Source organism: Phenylobacterium sp. (assembly GCF_030680185.1).
In the GTDB taxonomy this organism is placed as follows: Bacteria; Pseudomonadota; Alphaproteobacteria; order Caulobacterales; family Caulobacteraceae; genus Phenylobacterium.
This window is the reverse complement of record NZ_JAUXVZ010000054.1, coordinates 71,453-87,019: the sequence shown is the minus strand read 5'-3', so window position 1 is coordinate 87,019 and position 15,567 is coordinate 71,453. Positions and strand designations below refer to the sequence as shown.

General features: G+C 68.1%; 18 protein-coding genes and 3 tRNA genes. 7 read left to right on the top strand and 14 right to left on the bottom strand.

Annotated elements, in window-relative coordinates; all coding sequences use genetic code 11:
* Window positions 1–2: 2 nt before the first annotated feature.
* Window positions 3–854, bottom strand: a complete 852-nt coding sequence (kdsA, locus tag Q8L83_RS13745; protein ID WP_305287846.1) for a 3-deoxy-8-phosphooctulonate synthase — start codon at window positions 852–854, stop codon at window positions 3–5.
* A gap of 189 nt (window positions 855–1,043) precedes the next feature.
* Here kdsA and Q8L83_RS13740 point away from each other — a divergent pair, with 189 nt between their 5' ends.
* From Q8L83_RS13740 to Q8L83_RS13725, 4 genes are read left to right on the top strand one after another with little or no spacing between them, the layout of a single operon-like run.
* A complete protein-coding gene (locus Q8L83_RS13740; RefSeq protein ID WP_305287845.1) occupies window positions 1,044–2,303 on the top strand; it encodes a cyclopropane-fatty-acyl-phospholipid synthase family protein in 1,260 nt (419 codons plus the stop codon).
* 56 nt (window positions 2,304–2,359) lie between these two features.
* On the top strand, window positions 2,360–3,358 hold the full coding sequence (locus Q8L83_RS13735; protein WP_305287844.1) for a cysteine synthase A: 999 nt from the start codon (window positions 2,360–2,362) through the stop codon (window positions 3,356–3,358).
* Between the two features lie 2 nt (window positions 3,359–3,360).
* Entirely contained in the window at window positions 3,361–4,206 is an 846-nt protein-coding gene (gene sseA, locus Q8L83_RS13730) for a 3-mercaptopyruvate sulfurtransferase (RefSeq protein ID WP_305287843.1), read from the top strand.
* Between the two features lie 5 nt (window positions 4,207–4,211).
* On the top strand, window positions 4,212–4,736 hold the full coding sequence (locus Q8L83_RS13725) for a GNAT family N-acetyltransferase (protein ID WP_305287842.1): 525 nt from the start codon (window positions 4,212–4,214) through the stop codon (window positions 4,734–4,736).
* On the opposite strand, the gene Q8L83_RS13720 is transcribed toward Q8L83_RS13725, so the two are convergent.
* A complete protein-coding gene (locus Q8L83_RS13720; protein ID WP_305287841.1) occupies window positions 4,733–5,830 on the bottom strand; it encodes an amino acid ABC transporter substrate-binding protein in 1,098 nt (365 codons plus the stop codon). The genes Q8L83_RS13725 and Q8L83_RS13720 overlap by 4 nt on opposite strands.
* 81 nt (window positions 5,831–5,911) lie before the next feature.
* Here Q8L83_RS13720 and metC point away from each other — a divergent pair, with 81 nt between their 5' ends.
* Window positions 5,912–7,072: a cystathionine beta-lyase gene (gene metC, locus Q8L83_RS13715; RefSeq protein WP_305287840.1), complete on the top strand. Its 1,161-nt coding sequence runs from the start codon at window positions 5,912–5,914 to the stop codon at window positions 7,070–7,072.
* A 2-nt stretch (window positions 7,073–7,074) separates the two neighbouring features.
* Entirely contained in the window at window positions 7,075–7,980 is a 906-nt protein-coding gene (locus tag Q8L83_RS13710) for a kinase (protein ID WP_305287839.1), read from the top strand.
* Here the strand turns inward: Q8L83_RS13710 and Q8L83_RS13705 are convergent.
* Entirely contained in the window at window positions 7,934–8,233 is a 300-nt protein-coding gene (locus Q8L83_RS13705) for a hypothetical protein (protein WP_305287837.1), read from the bottom strand. The genes Q8L83_RS13710 and Q8L83_RS13705 overlap by 47 nt on opposite strands.
* 194 nt (window positions 8,234–8,427) lie before the next feature.
* Window positions 8,428–9,168 (bottom strand): SDR family NAD(P)-dependent oxidoreductase, encoded by a 741-nt coding sequence (locus Q8L83_RS13700; RefSeq protein WP_305287834.1) that lies wholly within the window; start codon window positions 9,166–9,168, stop codon window positions 8,428–8,430.
* Between the two features lie 44 nt (window positions 9,169–9,212).
* Between Q8L83_RS13700 and Q8L83_RS13695 the strand changes: the two genes are divergently transcribed.
* Window positions 9,213–9,914, top strand: a complete 702-nt coding sequence (locus Q8L83_RS13695) for a TetR/AcrR family transcriptional regulator (RefSeq protein ID WP_305287832.1) — start codon at window positions 9,213–9,215, stop codon at window positions 9,912–9,914.
* 35 nt (window positions 9,915–9,949) lie between these two features.
* Here Q8L83_RS13695 and Q8L83_RS13690 read toward each other — a convergent pair.
* From Q8L83_RS13690 to glpX, 10 genes are all read right to left on the bottom strand, one after another.
* A tRNA-Arg gene (locus tag Q8L83_RS13690) sits at window positions 9,950–10,026 on the bottom strand.
* Between the two features lie 16 nt (window positions 10,027–10,042).
* Complete coding sequence (locus Q8L83_RS13685; protein ID WP_305287829.1) at window positions 10,043–10,348, bottom strand: ETC complex I subunit; 306 nt, start codon at window positions 10,346–10,348, stop codon at window positions 10,043–10,045.
* Window positions 10,349–10,399: 51 nt separating this feature from the next.
* Window positions 10,400–10,476: transfer RNA gene (locus Q8L83_RS13680), tRNA-Pro, on the bottom strand.
* 66 nt (window positions 10,477–10,542) lie between these two features.
* Complete coding sequence (locus tag Q8L83_RS13675; RefSeq protein ID WP_305287828.1) at window positions 10,543–10,983, bottom strand: PaaI family thioesterase; 441 nt, start codon at window positions 10,981–10,983, stop codon at window positions 10,543–10,545.
* Complete coding sequence (locus tag Q8L83_RS13670; protein WP_305287826.1) at window positions 10,976–11,461, bottom strand: DUF192 domain-containing protein; 486 nt, start codon at window positions 11,459–11,461, stop codon at window positions 10,976–10,978. Before Q8L83_RS13670 ends, Q8L83_RS13675 begins: the two co-directional genes overlap by 8 nt.
* Before the next feature lie 45 nt (window positions 11,462–11,506).
* On the bottom strand, window positions 11,507–12,127 hold the full coding sequence (locus tag Q8L83_RS13665) for a cold-shock protein (RefSeq protein ID WP_305287824.1): 621 nt from the start codon (window positions 12,125–12,127) through the stop codon (window positions 11,507–11,509).
* A gap of 174 nt (window positions 12,128–12,301) precedes the next feature.
* Window positions 12,302–12,562, bottom strand: coding sequence for a hypothetical protein (locus tag Q8L83_RS13660; RefSeq protein ID WP_305287822.1), 261 nt, complete (start codon window positions 12,560–12,562; stop codon window positions 12,302–12,304).
* A 107-nt stretch (window positions 12,563–12,669) separates the two neighbouring features.
* Window positions 12,670–12,744 (bottom strand) — tRNA-Glu (locus Q8L83_RS13655).
* A gap of 55 nt (window positions 12,745–12,799) precedes the next feature.
* A complete protein-coding gene (gene recJ, locus Q8L83_RS13650; protein WP_305287820.1) occupies window positions 12,800–14,602 on the bottom strand; it encodes a single-stranded-DNA-specific exonuclease RecJ in 1,803 nt (600 codons plus the stop codon).
* A 4-nt stretch (window positions 14,603–14,606) separates the two neighbouring features.
* On the bottom strand, window positions 14,607–15,557 hold the full coding sequence (gene glpX, locus Q8L83_RS13645) for a class II fructose-bisphosphatase (RefSeq protein WP_305287818.1): 951 nt from the start codon (window positions 15,555–15,557) through the stop codon (window positions 14,607–14,609).
* Window positions 15,558–15,567 lie beyond the last annotated feature (10 nt).

The window sequence follows — 15,567 nt, the reverse complement described above, 5'->3', positions numbered from 1 at the left end:
CGTCAGGCCTGAACCGCGGCGCGCAGGGCTGCCAGGGTTCGCAGCAGCGGCTCGGCCTGGCTCAACGGCAGGCAGCTGGGCCCGTCGCAGAGCGCGCGATCCGGATCGTGGTGGAATTCCAGGAACACGCCGTCGGCCCCCGCCGCGACCGCGGCCTTGGCGATGATCGGCACCCCTTCGCGGCGGCCGCCGGTGGAGGCGCCGTTGGACTTCGGATTGGCGCCCGGCAACTGGACGGCGTGGGTGGCGTCGATGGTCACGGGCGCGCCCAGGGCCTGCATCTCGGAAATGCCCAGCATGTCCACGACGAGGTTGTTGTAGCCGAAGCTGACGCCGCGCTCGCACAGGATGGTCATGTCGACGCCGACCGCCTCCTTGATCTTGTCGAGGATGTTGCGGCAGTCCCAGGGCGCCAGGAACTGGCCCTTCTTGACATGCAGCAGCCCGCCGGCGGCCTTGGTCGCCTCGGCCGTGGCCACCACCAGATCGGTCTGGCGGCAGAGGAAGGCCGGGATCTGGACCAGATCGGCGACGGCCGCCACCGGTTGCGCCTGGCTGACCTCATGCAGGTCGGTGCAGATCGGGACGTCGAACTCGTCCTTGATCTGGCGGAGGATTTTCAGACCCTCCTCGAGGCCCGGGCCACGATAGCTGCGGATCGAAGAGCGGTTGGCCTTGTCGAAGCTGGCCTTGAACACATAGGGCAGACCAAGGTCGGCGCAGACGGCCTTCAGATGTCGCGCCGCATCCCGGGCGAGCTCGAGATCCTCCAGGACATTGAGCCCGGCGATCACCACCAGGGGCTGATCGGCGCCGATGGCGAGGTTCCACGTCTTGAGCTCGAGCGCGGCCATGCGATCCTCCTGAGGTCTGCGGATCGGGCCTAAGTGGCGCCCGCCCGGCGGCTTCACAAGCCAGAAATCCGACGCTTGCGCCGCAGCTTGCGTCCGCGGCCCCGGCCTGGCCGTAAACTCGGCTCCGGCTTGGAGTCGCCCGTCGGTGTTTGCATGTTATGGTACGAAAGACACGAGGGGTTAGCGAAGATGACTATCACCCACGACTCGTCATCCCTGGCCGAACTGGCCCAAACGCCGGGCGCTCTGCGCCGCGCGCCGGAGCTGTCAGGCTCGACCGCCGCCTTCCGCAGCGCCCTGGGCCTTCTCGCCCGCAACTGGAGTGTGGGTGAGCTCACCTTTGTCCTGCCCAACGGCAAGGAGCTCACCATCGCTGGCGCTGAGCCTGGCCCTACGGCGCGGTTGGTGGTGCGGGACTACGCCTTCATGAACCGGGTGCTCTCGGCCGGCGATATCGGCTTTGCCGAAGGCTATATGGCCCGCCAGTGGGACACGCCGGACATGGCCGCCCTGCTCTGCGCCTTCAGCCTGAACTTCGACAAGATCGAGCGCCTGGCCCTCGGCGCGCCGCTCATGTGGGTGCTGAACCGAATCCTGCACGTCTTCCGCGACAACAGCCGCGCCGGCGCCAAGAAGAACATCCATGCCCATTACGACCTGGGCAACGCCTTCTATTCGCAGTGGCTGGACGCCACCATGACCTATTCGGCGGCCCGCTACGCCCATGAGGGCCAGGACCTGGCGCAGGCGCAACAGAACAAATACCGCCTGCTCACCCAGCAGATGGCCCTGGAGCCGCAGCACCATGTGCTGGAGATCGGCTGCGGCTGGGGCGGCTTTGCGGAGTACGCCGCAAAGCACGTCGGCGCCAAGGTGACCGCCATCACCATCTCGCAGGAACAGTACGACTTCGCCGCCAAGCGCATCTTCGATCAGGGCTTGGCCGAGCGGGCGGAAATCCGCCTGGTGGATTATCGCGACGTGGACGGGACCTACGACCGGGTCGCCTCCATCGAGATGTTCGAGGCGGTCGGCGAGAAGTACTGGCCGAGCTATTTCGGCAAGATCGCCGAGGTGCTGAAGCCTGGCGGCCGGGCCGGTCTGCAGATCATCACCATCCAGGACGAGTTCTTCGAGGGCTATCGCCGCCGCGCCGACTTTATCCAGCGATACATTTTTCCTGGCGGCATGCTGATCAGCGAGGCGCGGCTGCGCCAGGAAACCTCGGCGGCGGGCCTGGGCTGGCGCGACATCAGCCGCTTTGGTCAGGACTATGCCGACACGCTGGCGGAGTGGACCCGAAGGTTCGAGGCCGCCTGGCCGAACATCCGCGAGAATGGCTTCGATGAGCGGTTCCGCCGGCTCTGGCGCTTCTACCTGGCCTATTGCGAGGCGGGTTTCCGCACGGCGCGCACCGATGTGGTCCAGCTCAGCCTGTCGAAAAGCTGAGCGGCCGCGCCGCTTGCCCCTGTTCCTGGGCCGATGGCGCGCTTAAGTAGCGGCCCATGACCGTCGCAAACAGCGTTCTCGACACCATCGGCAACACGCCGCTCATCCGCCTCAACCGCGCCAGCGAACTGACTGGCTGCGAAATTCTGGGCAAGGCGGAATTCATGAATCCCGGCCAGTCGGTCAAGGACCGGGCGGCGCTCTATATCGTGCGCGAGGCCGAGGCCAAGGGCCTGCTGCGCCCCGGCGGCCGGATCGTCGAGGGCACGGCGGGCAATACCGGCATCGGCCTGGCCATGGTCGCCAAGGCGCTGGGCTATCGCGCCACCATCGTCATCCCCCGGACCCAGAGCCAGGAGAAGAAGGACGCCATCCGCCTGTTCGGCGCCGAACTGGTCGAGGTGGACGCCGTCCCCTACTCCAACCCCGACAACTATGTCCGCTATTCCGGCCGCCTGGCCGAAGAGCTGGCCGCTCGCGAACCCAATGGGGCCATCTGGGCCAACCAGTTCGACAATGTCGCCAACCGTCAGGCCCACGCCGAGACGACTGGCCCCGAAATCTGGGCGCAGACCGAGGGCAAGGTGGATGGCTTCATCTGCGCCGTCGGGTCCGGCGGCACCCTCGCGGGCGTGGCCCAGGCCCTGCGGGCCGAACGGGCTGACGTGCAGATCGGCCTGGCCGATCCCTATGGCGCGGCGCTCTATTCCTACTACACGACCGGCGAGCTGAAGTCCGAGGGCGGCTCCATCAGCGAGGGCATTGGCCAGGGCCGTATCACCGCCAACCTCGAGGGTCTCAAGGTCGATCAGGCCTACCGGATCGCCGACGATGAGATGCTGGGGGTGATCTACGATCTCGTAGAGCACGAGGGCCTGGTGATGGGCGGCTCCACCGGCGTCAATGTGGCCGGCGCCATCCGCATGGCCAAGGCCATGGGGCCAGGCCACACCATCGTGACCATCCTGTGCGACCAGGGCGCGCGCTATCAGAGCAAGATCTTCAACCGGGCCTTCCTGACGGAAAAGGGCCTGCCGATCCCGTCCTGGCTTTAGCCATGGAGACCGGCCCCCTCGTTTCGGTCGACTGGCTGGCCCAGCGGTTGGGTGACCCCGACCTGCGGGTGGTGGACGCCACCTGGTATATGCCGGCCGAACAGCGGCCAGGCCTGGAGGAATTCCGTCAGGGGCATATTCCCGGCGCGGTGTTCTTCGACATCGATCTGATCTCCGATCCGGCGACCGACCTGCCGCACATGCTGCCGCCCCAGGCCGCTTTCGCCGCGGCCGCCTCGCAACTCGGCCTTGGCCCCGCGCACCAGATCGTCGTCTATGATGGCCAGGGGATCTTCTCCAGCCCGCGGGTCTGGTGGACCTTGCGCGTCATGGGCTTTGAAAGGGTGGCGGTGCTCGATGGGGGGCTGAAAGCCTGGCGCGCGGCGGGCCAGCCGGTGGAAACCGGTGACCCCGCGCCGCGGGCCGTCGAGAGTTCGGCGCGGCTTCAGCCGCATCTGGTGCGAAACCTGGAGGAGGTGCGTCAGGCCCTGGGCGACCCCAAGATCCAGCTGCTCGACGCGCGTCCGGCCGGCCGGTTCCTGGGCCAGGTTCCCGAGCCCCGGCCTGGCCTGCGCGGCGGCCATATGCCAGGCGCCTGCAACCTGCCTTGGAACGCTGTGATCGCCGCCGACGGGACCTTGCGGTCGCCCGATGAATTGCGCGGGGCCTTCGCCGTGGCCGGCGTCAATCTGGAGCGTCCGATCATCACCACCTGCGGCTCTGGCGTCAGCGCCGCCGTGCTCGCCCTGGCTCTGGCGCGCCTTGGGGTCGATCAGGTCCCGATCTATGACGGCTCCTGGAGCGAATGGGGCGCCCGGTCCGATACGCCGGTGGCCGTTGGGACCTGAGCCAGATGATCATCCGCGCCGCCCGACCTGACGATCTTGCCCTGCTGCCGGAGATCGAGCTGTCGGCGGCCAGTCTCTTTCGGGACGAAGGCATCGATATCATCGCCGGCGAGCCGGACGATGCGCCCCTCGACTTCACCCCGGCCGAGGTCTGGGCGCCGATCGCTGAGGCCGGGCTTCTGTGGGTGATGACGCCGGACGATGGCCCACCGGGCGCCTTTCTGGCCGCTCGCATCGAGGAAGGCCGTCTCCACATCCTGGAGTTCGACGTCCACCGGCGTCATCAGGGTCAGGGACTCGGCCGGCGCCTGCTGGCCTTCGCTATCGACGAGGCGCGTCGGCGTGGGCTCTCAGGCCTCAGCCTCACGACCTTTCGCGACGCTCCCTGGAACGCCCCCTTCTACGCCTCGGCCGGTTTTGAGATCATCGAACGGGACGTCGCGCCGGCGACTCTTCTGGCTTATCTCGACCGCGAGGCGTCGCGCGGCCTCGACCCCGCCCGCCGCTGCGCCATGGTCCTAAGGTTCTAGCGCACCGGCGGGGCGTAGATCAGGCCCGGATTGGGGGCGCTCCAGAGGGCGTTCAGACCCCGCTCCAGCTTCAGCCCGGAGTCGGCGCCCAGGTTGCGGCGGAAGATTTCATTATAGGCCCCGACCTGCGCGATGGCCTGATAGGCCCAGTCGTCCTCCAACCCGAGCAGGGCGCCCAGCTCGCCATCGACCCCCAGGAGCCGGCGGGTTTCCGGATCCGACGCGGTCTCGCGGGAGCCTTCCACCGTGGTTGAGTTCACGCCGAGTTCTTCAGCAATAATAAGCGCATTCACCGTCCATCTGACGATGTCGGTCCAGGCCGGATCATCCTGGCGCACCACGGGCCCTAGGGGCTCCTTGGAGATGACCGTCGGCAGGATCACATGGGCGTTGGGGTTGTTCATGATGGAGCGGGCTGAGGCCAGGGCCGAGACGTCCGCGGTGAAGACGTCGCATTCCTCGGCCTCATAGGCGGTGCGGGCGTCGGCCTCGTTGTCGATGACCACGGGGGTGAATTCGAGACCGCGGGCGCGGAAATAGTCCGCCAGATTGCTCTCGGTGACCGTGGCCGATTGCACGCAAATCCGCGCGCCATTGAGTTCGTCGGCGCTGGTCAGGTTGAGGGACCGCGGGGCCAGGAAGCCTTGGCCGTCATAATAGGTGACCGTGGGAAAATCGAGACCGAGGCCGGCGTCCCGCGACAGGGTCCAGGAGGTGTTGCGCGACAGGATGTCGACCGAACCCTCCTGAAGTTCGGCGAATCGGTTCTGGGCCGAGACCGACCGGAAGCGCACGGCGTTGGCGTCCCCCAGCACCGCAGCGGCCACCGCGCGGCAGATGTCCACATCAAAGCCCCGCCAGACCCCGCGCACATCCTGCACCGCAAAGCCCGCCAGCCCCGCATGAACGCCGCACAGCACATGGCCTCGCCGGCGCACCGCCTCGAGGGTCGGGCTGGGGGTCGCAGCAAAGTCCCGCGCGACCGTCGTGGTCTTCGGCGCGGGCGCAGGTTCAGGTTCCGGGGACTCCGTCTCCCGGCCACATCCAACCAGGACCAGCGACAGGACAGCGGACGCCGCGAGGCGTCGGATCATGGGGGGCTCCTTGATCGGACAGGACGGGAAAGGTCTAGTACAGGGAGTTTCGCCCCTGATGCCTCACGAACGTCAACCCGCATGACCGAAGAAACGCGCCTGATCCACTCGGGTCTGGCAGAAACACCCCTTGCGCGCACCGTCGGCCCGCCGATCCAGCGCGGCTCCACCGTTCTGCTGCCCAATGCAGCGGCGCTGTATGACGACGCCGCGCACCTGACCTATGGCCGCCAGGGCCTGGCCGCCCAGAGCGCGCTGATGACCGCCTTGGGCGACCTGGAGCATGCCGAGGCGGTCACCCTCTATCCGTCGGGCCTGGCGGCGCTGACCGGCGCCATGCTGGCCGTGCTGAAGGCGGGCGACGAGGTGCTGGTCGTCGACACCATCTACAAGCCCACCCGCCGCTTCTGTGACGCCGTCCTGGTCCGCTATGGGGTCAAGGTTCGCTACTATGCGCCAAGCCTGGGACCTGCAGACCTCATCGCGCTATGCGGGCCAGCCACCCGGCTGATCGTGCTGGAGTCGCCGGGCTCGCTCAGCTTCGAGATGCAGGACGTTCCCGGCATCGCGGCGGCGGCTCAGGCTCGGAACATCCTGACCCTGATCGACAACACCTGGGCCGCCGGCCTGCTCTTCAAGCCGCTGGACCATGGAGTCGACATCAGCATCCAGGCGCTGACCAAGTATGTGGGCGGCCATTCAGACGTCTTCATGGGCTCGGTCGCGGTCCGCGACAGGGCGCTGGTCCAGGCCATGGACGACGGCGTGCTGCATATCGGCTGGGCCGTGTCGCCGGACGACGCCTATCAGATGCTGCGGGGCCTGCGGACGCTGGCCACGCGGATGGCCCGGCACGACCAGTCGGCCCGGCGCATCGCCGCCTGGCTGGCGGAACGGCCGGAAGTGGCGCAGATGCGCCATCCCGCCCTGCCCGGCTGCCCAGGCCACGACATCTGGCGTCGGGACTATAGCGGCGCCTGTGGTTTGTTCGCCTTCACCCTGAAGCCAGCGCCGGCGACGGCCACGGCGGCCTTCCTCAATGCGCTCAAGGTGTTCGGCCTCGGCTTTTCCTGGGGCGGCTTCGAAAGCCTGGCCATCGACTGTGGACCGCAGCTTCGCTGCCGCGAGGACGGCGGCGCCGGGGACGGCGCCTTGATCCGCCTGCACATCGGACTGGAAGACCCAGACGACCTGATCGCCGACCTGACGGCGGCGCTCGACGCCTGGCGGAGCCTCGCCTGAGCGTGGACCCGACATGGGCGGCTGGCTTCCTGGCCGAGCACGACCTGCCGCTGGCCTATGGCCGCACCCTGGAGGTGGTCGCAGCCCCCCTGGCCGCGCGCATCGTCGCCGACGTCGCCGGCGCCGACGCGCCGCTGCTGGTCGGGATCTGCGGGCCGCAGGCTGCGGGAAAGTCCACCCTGACCGCCGCGCTCGCCGGCTTGATGCAGGCGCAGGGCCTCTCCGTCGCCGTCCTGTCCATCGACGATCTCTACCTGTCCCACGCCGCCCGCCAGCGCCTGGGTCGCGAGATCCATCCCCTGCTCGCCACCCGCGGACCGCCCGGCACCCACGATGTCGGGCTCGGCCTAGGGGTGTTGGACGCTCTGTCCGAGGGCCAGCCCGCCGCCCTGCCCCGCTTCGACAAGGCGAGCGATGACCTGATCCCGGCCAGCGCCTGGCCACAGGCGCCGGCCAAGGTCAACGTGATGTTGTTTGAAGGCTGGTGTGTGGGCGCCCGCCCGCAGCCCGCTGCGGCCCTGATCGCGCCGGCCAATGACCTGGAGGCGCGGCGCGACCCCGATGGCCGTTGGCGCCGCCACGTCAATGACAGCCTGGCGGGACCCTATCAGGAGCTGTTCAGGCTGCTCGACCGCCTGATCCTGCTGCAGGCGCCCGGGTTCGAGGTGGTGGCCGCCTGGCGTCAGGAGCAGGAGCGCAAGCTGCGAATGAGGCTGGCGGCCGAGGGCGCCGCCCCAGCGCGCAGCATGAGCGACGACGAGGTGCTGGCCTTCATCCAGCTCTATGAGCGGCTCACCACCCACATCCTGGCGACCATGCCGGCCTATGCCGACGCCATTGTCCCGATGGCCCTCGACCGGACTATGAGGCCGCCGCAGTGGGCGGCTCGGCCGCGGGCGAAAGTTTGACCTCATCCTCGGCGGCGAAGTATCGCACCGTGCCGATCAGGGCGTTGCGCCGGTCATGCACGATCACCTGGGCGTCGCCGCCGGCTGACGCGATGACCTGCGCCAGGCTGCGCGCCTTGGCCTCGGCGTGCGCGCCGGAAAAGAACATCAGAGGATGATCGGCCAGGGACGAGGTCACCGACCAGCCCCCCTCGACAGGCGTCACGGTGACCACATTGTCCAACGCTGCTCCGGCCTTCTCCAACCAAGCCATGCGCCACTCCCGTCCAAGCATATGACCGCCGCCAGCGGCCATTTTGCTTAAGATTATGACTACCTAGAGACGAGTTCGTCTGTGGCGCAGCCGACAGATCGCAAAAACTTGATTGACTGTCAGGCCCAGTGTTCGTCCCCGGCGGCCGAAACCGTCCGGGGACTTTTCCAGAAAACACCCAATGGCGATCCGGCTCAGGTGAGCTGCCCGCCATCGACGTTGAGGATGGCGCCCGTGATGTGCCGCGCCGCCGGGCTGGCGAGGAAGGCGACGGCGGCGGCGACATCCTCGGGCGCGCCGTACCGACCAAGTGGGCTCAGGCTCCGCTGGAAGTCGGAGAATTCGCCGTCGGCGGGGTTCATCTCGGTATTGGTCGACCCTGGCTGGACGAGGTTGACGGTGATGTCCAGGGGGCCGAGTTCGCGGGCGAGGCCCCGGGTGAACGACTGGAGCGCGGACTTCGTCATGTAATAGACCGTGCCGGTGTCGCCCACGATCCGCTCGGCTCCGGCCGAACCGATCGTCACGATTCGCCCGCCCGCCTTGAGATGCGGAATGGCGGCCTGGGCGGCGAGCAACGGCCCCCGCACATTGACGGCCAGCAGAGCGTCGATGTCCTTTACGGGGAAACGGGCGATGGTCTCATAGAGCGCGATGGCCGCGTTGTTGATGAGGATGTCCAGACCGCCGAGCGCCTGAGCCGCCTCATCCACCGATCGTTTGACCGCACCCGGATCGGCGCTGTCGGCCTGAATGGCCAGGCCGTGTCGACCCTTCGCCTCAATCGCGCGAACCACCTCGGCGGCCCTGGCGCTGGAACGCTCATACGTGATGGCGACGTCTGCGCCCTTGTCCGCCAGCGCCAAGGCTATGGCTGCGCCAATGCCCCGCGATCCGCCGGTCACAAGTGCGCGCTTGCCTGCAAGTTCCGTCATGTTCGATCTTTCTGGAGTGTACGATACAGAATTAGCTAGGAACGTTGCCGGACGTCTTCAATGGGTTTATCTATCGATCGATGCAAAAATCAGATCAAACCTCAGCAGGCGACTTTTCGGCCCGCGGCCGGGGGCGCCCTCGCACGTTCGACCGCGAGGCGGCGTTGGGACGGGCCACCTGCCTGTTCTGGAGCAAGGGTTTCGAGGCGACCTCAATCACGGACCTGACCCAGGCGATGGGCATCGGCGCGCCGAGCCTCTACGCCGCGTTCGGGTCAAAGGAGGCGCTCTATGCCGAAGCGCTGAGCCATTACCTTGAGACCAATGAGCATCTGGCCTGGGCGGGCTTTTTCGCCGCGAAGACCGCCCGCGACGCGGTGATGGCCTTCCTCATGGATTCGGCCGCCGCCCTCGCCAGCGGAGATGAGGGCGCGCCAAGAGGCTGCATGGTCACGCTCTCGGCGGTCGGCAGTGAGGGCCATGCCGCGCTTGGGGAGATGGTGCGCGCAGCGCGCACCATGACGTTCGACCGCATCAAAGCGCGCCTGGACCTCGCCGTGGCCGAGGGAGAGATACCCGCCTCGATCGACACCCACGGGCTCGCGCGGTTCGTCCAGACGGTCCAGAACGGCATGTCTCTACTTGCCCGAGACGAGGCCGCCCGCGAGGAATTGGAGGCTGTCGCCGAGGTCGCGATGCTGGGCTGGGACGCCCGCGCCGGCCGCCAATCTTCGGCGCCAGCCTGACCGGCGCCTCACCCGCGCGGGCAAGCCAAGGCCCCTGGCGCGCCCTGCAGGACTCGAACCTGCAACCGTCCGCTTAGAAGGCGGATGCTCTATCCGGTTGAGCTAAGGGCGCCTGGGGTTTGCGGGCCTTAGTGGGTCCAGGGGACCTTGCGGCCGAAGGCGAAGTTGTCCGCATAGGCCTTGATGATGCGCTTGGCGGGCTTGGGGTCGAAGACCTCGAAGGCGACGCCGTGCTGCTCGGCATAGGCCACGGCCTCTTCCTTGGTCTCGAAGGACAGGCGCAGCTGGGTGCGGGTGTCGTCGGTCTGGGTCCAGCCCATCAGGGCGTCGGGTCTGCGAGCGCTGGCCGGTTCGAATTCCAGGACCCAGTCGCGGGACTTGGCGTGTCCGGACTGCATGGCGTTCTTGGCGGGGCGGAAGATGCGCGCGAGCATGTGATTGTCCCATTAGCGATCCCGGAGCCCGAAGGCTCCCACGTCGGCGTCTGGTCGGGGCGGCGTGATTCGAACACGCGACCCTCTGGTCCCAAACCAGATGCGCTACCAGGCTGCGCTACGCCCCGAGACGGACGCCGACAGTGGCCGTCTCATGCCATGCAAGGCGCCGCGCCGCAATGTGAGCGGTGCGATCAGGCCCGCTTGTGCATCAGTTTGAAGACGCCCGAGCCCCGCACCACGTCGCGGCCGCCCACATAGGCCCGACCCTCGACGAAGGCGACGTCGCGGGTCAGGCGGGTGACGCGGGATTCGCCCATCACCCACTCCCCCACCCGCGCCATGTGCAGGAAGTCCACCGACAGGTGGATCGTCACCCCTGGCCGGCGCGCAGCGCGGAACACCGCGGCCCCCATCAGCCCGTCCAGGAAGCTGGTGAGCATGCCGCCATGGACGAGGCCCAGGCCGTTGGCGTGCCGCGGCAGGGCGAAGAAGGCCTGTTCGGTGCTCTCGCCCTGCTGGGCGCGGTGGAAATAGGGGCCGTTGTGGCCGGAAAATGCGCCGCGGCCTTCGGAGAGAACGAAACCCTCGGGCGGCGGCGGGGCCGGCTTGCCGCCGTCTTCAGGCTCACCCATTGGGGAAGATCCGGTGCCGCACGCGGTCTCCCGGCAGGGCGCCGATCTCGGCCGCCCGGCCGCCGACCAGTTCCAGAACGGCCCGGACCGGGCCGCCGGAGGGCACGCCCTCTTCGGACATCGGCGTGGTGTTACGGGCGATGGACAGGATCCGCCCGTCGTTCCGGATGAAGATCATGTCGAGCGAGATGTACGTGTTGCGCATCCAGAAGGCGACCGGGCGCGGGGTGTGGAAGTCGAACAGCATGCCGCGGTCCGGCGCCAGGGACTTGCGATACATCAGCCCACGGGCGCGGGCGGCGTCGTCGGCGGCCACCTCGACCTGGAAGCTGACCGGTCCGCGGCTGGTGAGGATGGACAGCGGCTCAAGGGCGGTCGCGGTCTTGGCGATGGCCAGGCTTGGCGTGGCCAGGCCCGGGACCGCCAGGGCTGAGAGACCTGCCAGAAAGGCGCGCCGCGGAAGGGTGGAGTTCGACACGGGCTTAGGTCCTCCGGCGAATGGCGACGGCGGGGCCGTCGCGCCTCAGGCCAGACCTATCGGTTCGATCTCGGCGACGACAAGCCCTTTTGGGCCTTCGGCGAACCTCACCATCACGTCATCGCCGGGCTGCAGGTCTTCCAGGCCTGCGCGGCGGAGGGTCTCGATGTGGATGAAGATGTCGCCGGAATGGGTTTCGCGGACCACGAAGCCATAGCCCTTGGCGCGGTTGAACCATTTGACCTTGGCCCGCTCCAGCGGACCGGCCGCCAGGGGCGGGCGTTTGGGGCGCGCGGTGAACCCGCCGGTGTCGCCCCGGTCATGCGACCGCTCATAGGGACGGTCCCGGCGGCCGAATTCAGGTTCCCGGGGACGGCGGGCCTCGGGCGGCGGTGCGGCGCTCTCGTCCAGCTCCAGCACCTCGGCGACCTGCCAGCCCTTGGGTCTGCGGATGGCGTCACAGACGATGATCGCCCCTTCCAGGGCGCTCTCATGGCCGGAATTGCGCAGGGAGGTGACGTGCAGCAACACGTCCTTGAGCCCGGTCTGGCTGGGATCGTCCGGGACGACGAACCCATATCCCTTGCCGGCGTCAAACCACTTTACGCGACCACTGATGCGGACAGACTCGTCTGCGCCAGCATCTTCAAAATCGTAACCAGACATGCGCCCCTCTGGCCCGCTTCACCCCTGATCCTTAAGGGCGGGCCAACTATAACACTGTTCTCGTAAGTCGAGAGGCGTCAAGCGCAACCAACGTGAACAGGCTCGCAAAGGCCGATTCGCAGCCTCTGCGAGCAAGTTCAGGTCTAGATGGTCAGACTGGAGGTAGACGGTGGCTCAACCGCCCGTGTTGGGCAGGTTCACCGGCGGCAGGTTCTCGTCGGTCTCGGCCGCCCCCTCGGTCGCAGGCGCCGCCGGTGCGACGGGGCTCGCGCCCTCCCCGGCCAATCCAGTTTCGCCCGCATCCGGAGCTGGCGAAGCATCCACGCTGGTGTCGGGCATGGCCGCGGCGGTGGATGTTTCCTCAGGCGTCGTATCCGTGCAGGCGGCAAGCGCCAGGGCGGCTACGCCAGCGGCGAAGAAGGTCAGGGTCTTCATCAGGGCTCTCTCCGTCAATTGCCGGACTCAAACGCAAAGCAACGCTGTTTCGTTGCGCCGCCTGGGCCAAGACCCGTGCCGATCCGAGGTGAGAGAGAAGCTCCGCGTGGCAGTCCCTAGGGGAGTCGAACCCCTCTCTCCAGGTTGAAAACCTGGCGTCCTAACCGATAGACGAAGGGACCACTCGACGCGGAGGGCGGCTCTATATCCGCCTTCCCTGTGGCTTGCAACCACGCTCTAGACGTTTTTGCGACGGGGATCGGCGGCGTCGTCGATCTCAAGCTCCACGCCCTGGCGGCCATTCCAGTCATCCGCCTTCAGACGACCCACCACATGAACGGCCCCGCCCTCGGACATGAGGCGCCTTCCCATCTCCGTCGCCTCGGCCCGCCACGCTACGGCCTTCAGGCGGCCGCCAGAGCGGTCCGTCAGGGTGCAGCGGACATGCCCGCCCCTCAGCATCATCGGACGCTCTACGCGCACCTCTGCAGCCGCGAAGACCGGCTCGGGATTTCCGGGGCCGAAGGGCGCCAGGCGCTGGAAAGATTCGAGCAGGCCGCGATCAGCGCCGGCCGTGGTGATCAGGGCGTCGATATCGATGCTGTCCGATTCGGCCGCGGCCTGGGCCTCCACCGCCACGCGCTCGCAAAGAAAGGCCCGCAACTCAGGCAGCAGGTGTGGGCGCACCGACAGGCCCGCCGCCATGGCGTGTCCGCCGCCGGCCAGCAGCAGGCCCTCGTCGAAGGCCGCCTGGACCGCGCGGCCCAGATTGACGCCGGGCTGAGAGCGCCCCGATCCCTTACCTACGTCGGCCGCTCGATCGACGCCGACCACCAGGGTCGGCTTGCGGAACCGCTCTCGCAGCCGGCCAGCCACGATGCCGATCACCCCTGGATGCCAGTCATCGGCGGCCACCAGCAGCAGGGGCAGGTCGGCGAAATTGCTCTCCCGCTCGACGATGCGCACGGCGGCTTCCAGCACCTCGGCCTCGACCTCCCGGCGCGAGGCGTTCAGGGCGTCGAGCTCGAGGGCCAGGCGTCGCGCCTCGTCGGGGTCGTCGGTGGACAGCAGGCGCGCGCCCAGGTCGGAGCGGCCGATTCGCCCCCCAGCATTGATTCGCGGCCCCAGCACGAAGCCGGCATGAAAGGTGGTGGCTGGCCCCTTGGAGCCGGCGGCCTCCAGCAGCGCCTTCAGTCCCGGATTGCGCCAGGCCGACATGGTTTTGAGCCCCTGGGCGGTCAGGGCGCGATTGAACCCCACCAGCTGGGTGACGTCGCAGACCGCCCCCATGGCGGCCAGGTCCAGCCACTGGCGCAGGTCCGGTTCAGCCCGCTCGGCGAACAGGCCCCGGCCGCGGGCTTCGCGGTTGAGCGCCGCCAGCAGGACGAAGGTGACGCCTGCGGCGGCCAGCACTCCCTGGCCCGACTGACAGTCGGGGCGGTTGGGGTTGACCAGGGCGGCGCAGATCGGGATCTCGTCGCGCATCAGGTGATGGTCGATCACCACCACGTCGAGGCCGATCTCGCCGGCGCAGGCGATGGCGTCCACGGCCGCAGCCCCGCAGTCCACAGTGACCACCAGTTCGGCCCCCTCCTCCCGCAGGCGGCGGAAGGCGGCTGGCGAGGGGCCATAGCCCTCGGTCACCCGGTCAGGCACATAGATCGAGAGGCGCTTGCCCATGGCGGCGAACCAGCGAACCAGCAGGGCTGCGCTGGAGGCCCCGTCCACATCATAGTCGGCGAACACCACCACAGGCCGGTCGGCGACCAGGGCGTCCACCAGAACGGCGGCGGCCTTGTCCATGTCGGCAAAGCTGGAGGGATCGGGGAACAGGGCCTTGAGCGTCGGCGTCAGATAGCTTTCCGCCGCCTCCGCCGTGATCCCCCTGGCCGCCAGGGCCCGCGCCATGGGCTCGTCGAGGCCCAACATCATCTGGTGGCGGCGGGTCAGCTCGGCGTCAGCCGGGCGCGCGCGCCATCGCCGCCCGCTGAGCGAGCGATCCACATCGAGATAGCCGAGTTGGGCTGCGCCGTCGGCCATGGGGTCAGACCGGCCGCTTCATCCGCACTTCGCGAACCGTGCGGGTAGACGAATTCATCACCATGGAATGGGTGTGGACCATGCCATTGCGCAGGCGCACGCCGTCCAGCAGCGCGCCCTTGGTGACGCCCGTGGCCGCGAAGATTGCCTCGGCGCGGACCATCTCGTGCAGGTCGTACTTCTTGTCGAACTCGGTGATGCCGCAGCGCTCGGCGCGCATCCGCTCGTCGCTGTTGCGGAACACCAGGCGGCCCTGGAACTGGCCGCCGACGCACTTCAGCGCCGCGCAGGCCAGCACACCCTCCGGCGCGCCGCCCAGGCCGAGATAGAGATCCACGCCGGTGTCGGGATCGGCGGTGTTGATCACGCCAGCGATGTCCCCGTCGGTGATCAGATGCACCCGCGCGCCGGCCTCACGGACCTTGGCGATGATCTCCCCGTGGCGGGGGCGGTCGAGGATGCAGACGGTGATCTGGTTTTCATCCACGCCCTTGGCGCGGGCCAGGGCCCGGACATTTTCGGCCGGCGTGGCGTCCAGGTCGATCAGCCCTGCGGGAAAGCCCGGCCCGCAGGCGATCTTGTCCATATAGGTGTCGGGCGCATTGAGCAGCGTGCCCTTGGGCGCCCAGGCCATGACGGTGAGCGCGTTGGACATGGCCTTGGCCGTCAGGGTCGTGCCTTCCAGAGGGTCCAGCGCGATGTCCACCGCCGGCCCGCCCCGGCCGACCTTCTCGCCGATATAGAGCATCGGCGCCTCGTCGCGCTCGCCCTCGCCGATGACGATCTCGCCGTCGATATCCAGGTCGTTGAGCCCGGTGCGCATGGCGTCGACGGCGGCCTGGTCGGCGGCCTTCTCGTCCCCGCGGCCCACAAGGCTCCAGGCGGCGATGGCGGCGATCTCCGTCACCCGGACCGAGTCCAGCACCAGTCCGCGATCCAGAGTCTCAGCGGTCATGACGGTCTCC

What these genes read in the sequence shown, in the direction of transcription:
- Q8L83_RS13665 (WP_305287824.1), bottom strand. Translation starts at nt 12,127, where the DNA reads ATGTCTGGTTACGATTTTGAAGATGCTGGCGCAGACGAGTCTGTCCGC.
- Q8L83_RS13705 (WP_305287837.1), bottom strand. Translation starts at nt 8,233, where the DNA reads ATGGCTTGGTTGGAGAAGGCCGGAGCAGCGTTGGACAATGTGGTCACC.
- glpX (WP_305287818.1), bottom strand. Translation starts at nt 15,557, where the DNA reads ATGACCGCTGAGACTCTGGATCGCGGACTGGTGCTGGACTCGGTCCGG.
- recJ (WP_305287820.1), bottom strand. Translation starts at nt 14,602, where the DNA reads ATGGCCGACGGCGCAGCCCAACTCGGCTATCTCGATGTGGATCGCTCG.
- Q8L83_RS13675 (WP_305287828.1), bottom strand. Translation starts at nt 10,983, where the DNA reads ATGGGTGAGCCTGAAGACGGCGGCAAGCCGGCCCCGCCGCCGCCCGAG.
- Q8L83_RS13700 (WP_305287834.1), bottom strand. Translation starts at nt 9,168, where the DNA reads ATGACGGAACTTGCAGGCAAGCGCGCACTTGTGACCGGCGGATCGCGG.
- Q8L83_RS13660 (WP_305287822.1), bottom strand. Translation starts at nt 12,562, where the DNA reads ATGAAGACCCTGACCTTCTTCGCCGCTGGCGTAGCCGCCCTGGCGCTT.
- Q8L83_RS13740 (WP_305287845.1), top strand. Translation starts at nt 1,044, where the DNA reads ATGACTATCACCCACGACTCGTCATCCCTGGCCGAACTGGCCCAAACG.
- metC (WP_305287840.1), top strand. Translation starts at nt 5,912, where the DNA reads ATGACCGAAGAAACGCGCCTGATCCACTCGGGTCTGGCAGAAACACCC.
- Q8L83_RS13735 (WP_305287844.1), top strand. Translation starts at nt 2,360, where the DNA reads ATGACCGTCGCAAACAGCGTTCTCGACACCATCGGCAACACGCCGCTC.
- Q8L83_RS13685 (WP_305287829.1), bottom strand. Translation starts at nt 10,348, where the DNA reads ATGCTCGCGCGCATCTTCCGCCCCGCCAAGAACGCCATGCAGTCCGGA.
- sseA (WP_305287843.1), top strand. Translation starts at nt 3,361, where the DNA reads ATGGAGACCGGCCCCCTCGTTTCGGTCGACTGGCTGGCCCAGCGGTTG.
- kdsA (WP_305287846.1), bottom strand. Translation starts at nt 854, where the DNA reads ATGGCCGCGCTCGAGCTCAAGACGTGGAACCTCGCCATCGGCGCCGAT.
- Q8L83_RS13720 (WP_305287841.1), bottom strand. Translation starts at nt 5,830, where the DNA reads ATGATCCGACGCCTCGCGGCGTCCGCTGTCCTGTCGCTGGTCCTGGTT.
- Q8L83_RS13725 (WP_305287842.1), top strand. Translation starts at nt 4,212, where the DNA reads ATGATCATCCGCGCCGCCCGACCTGACGATCTTGCCCTGCTGCCGGAG.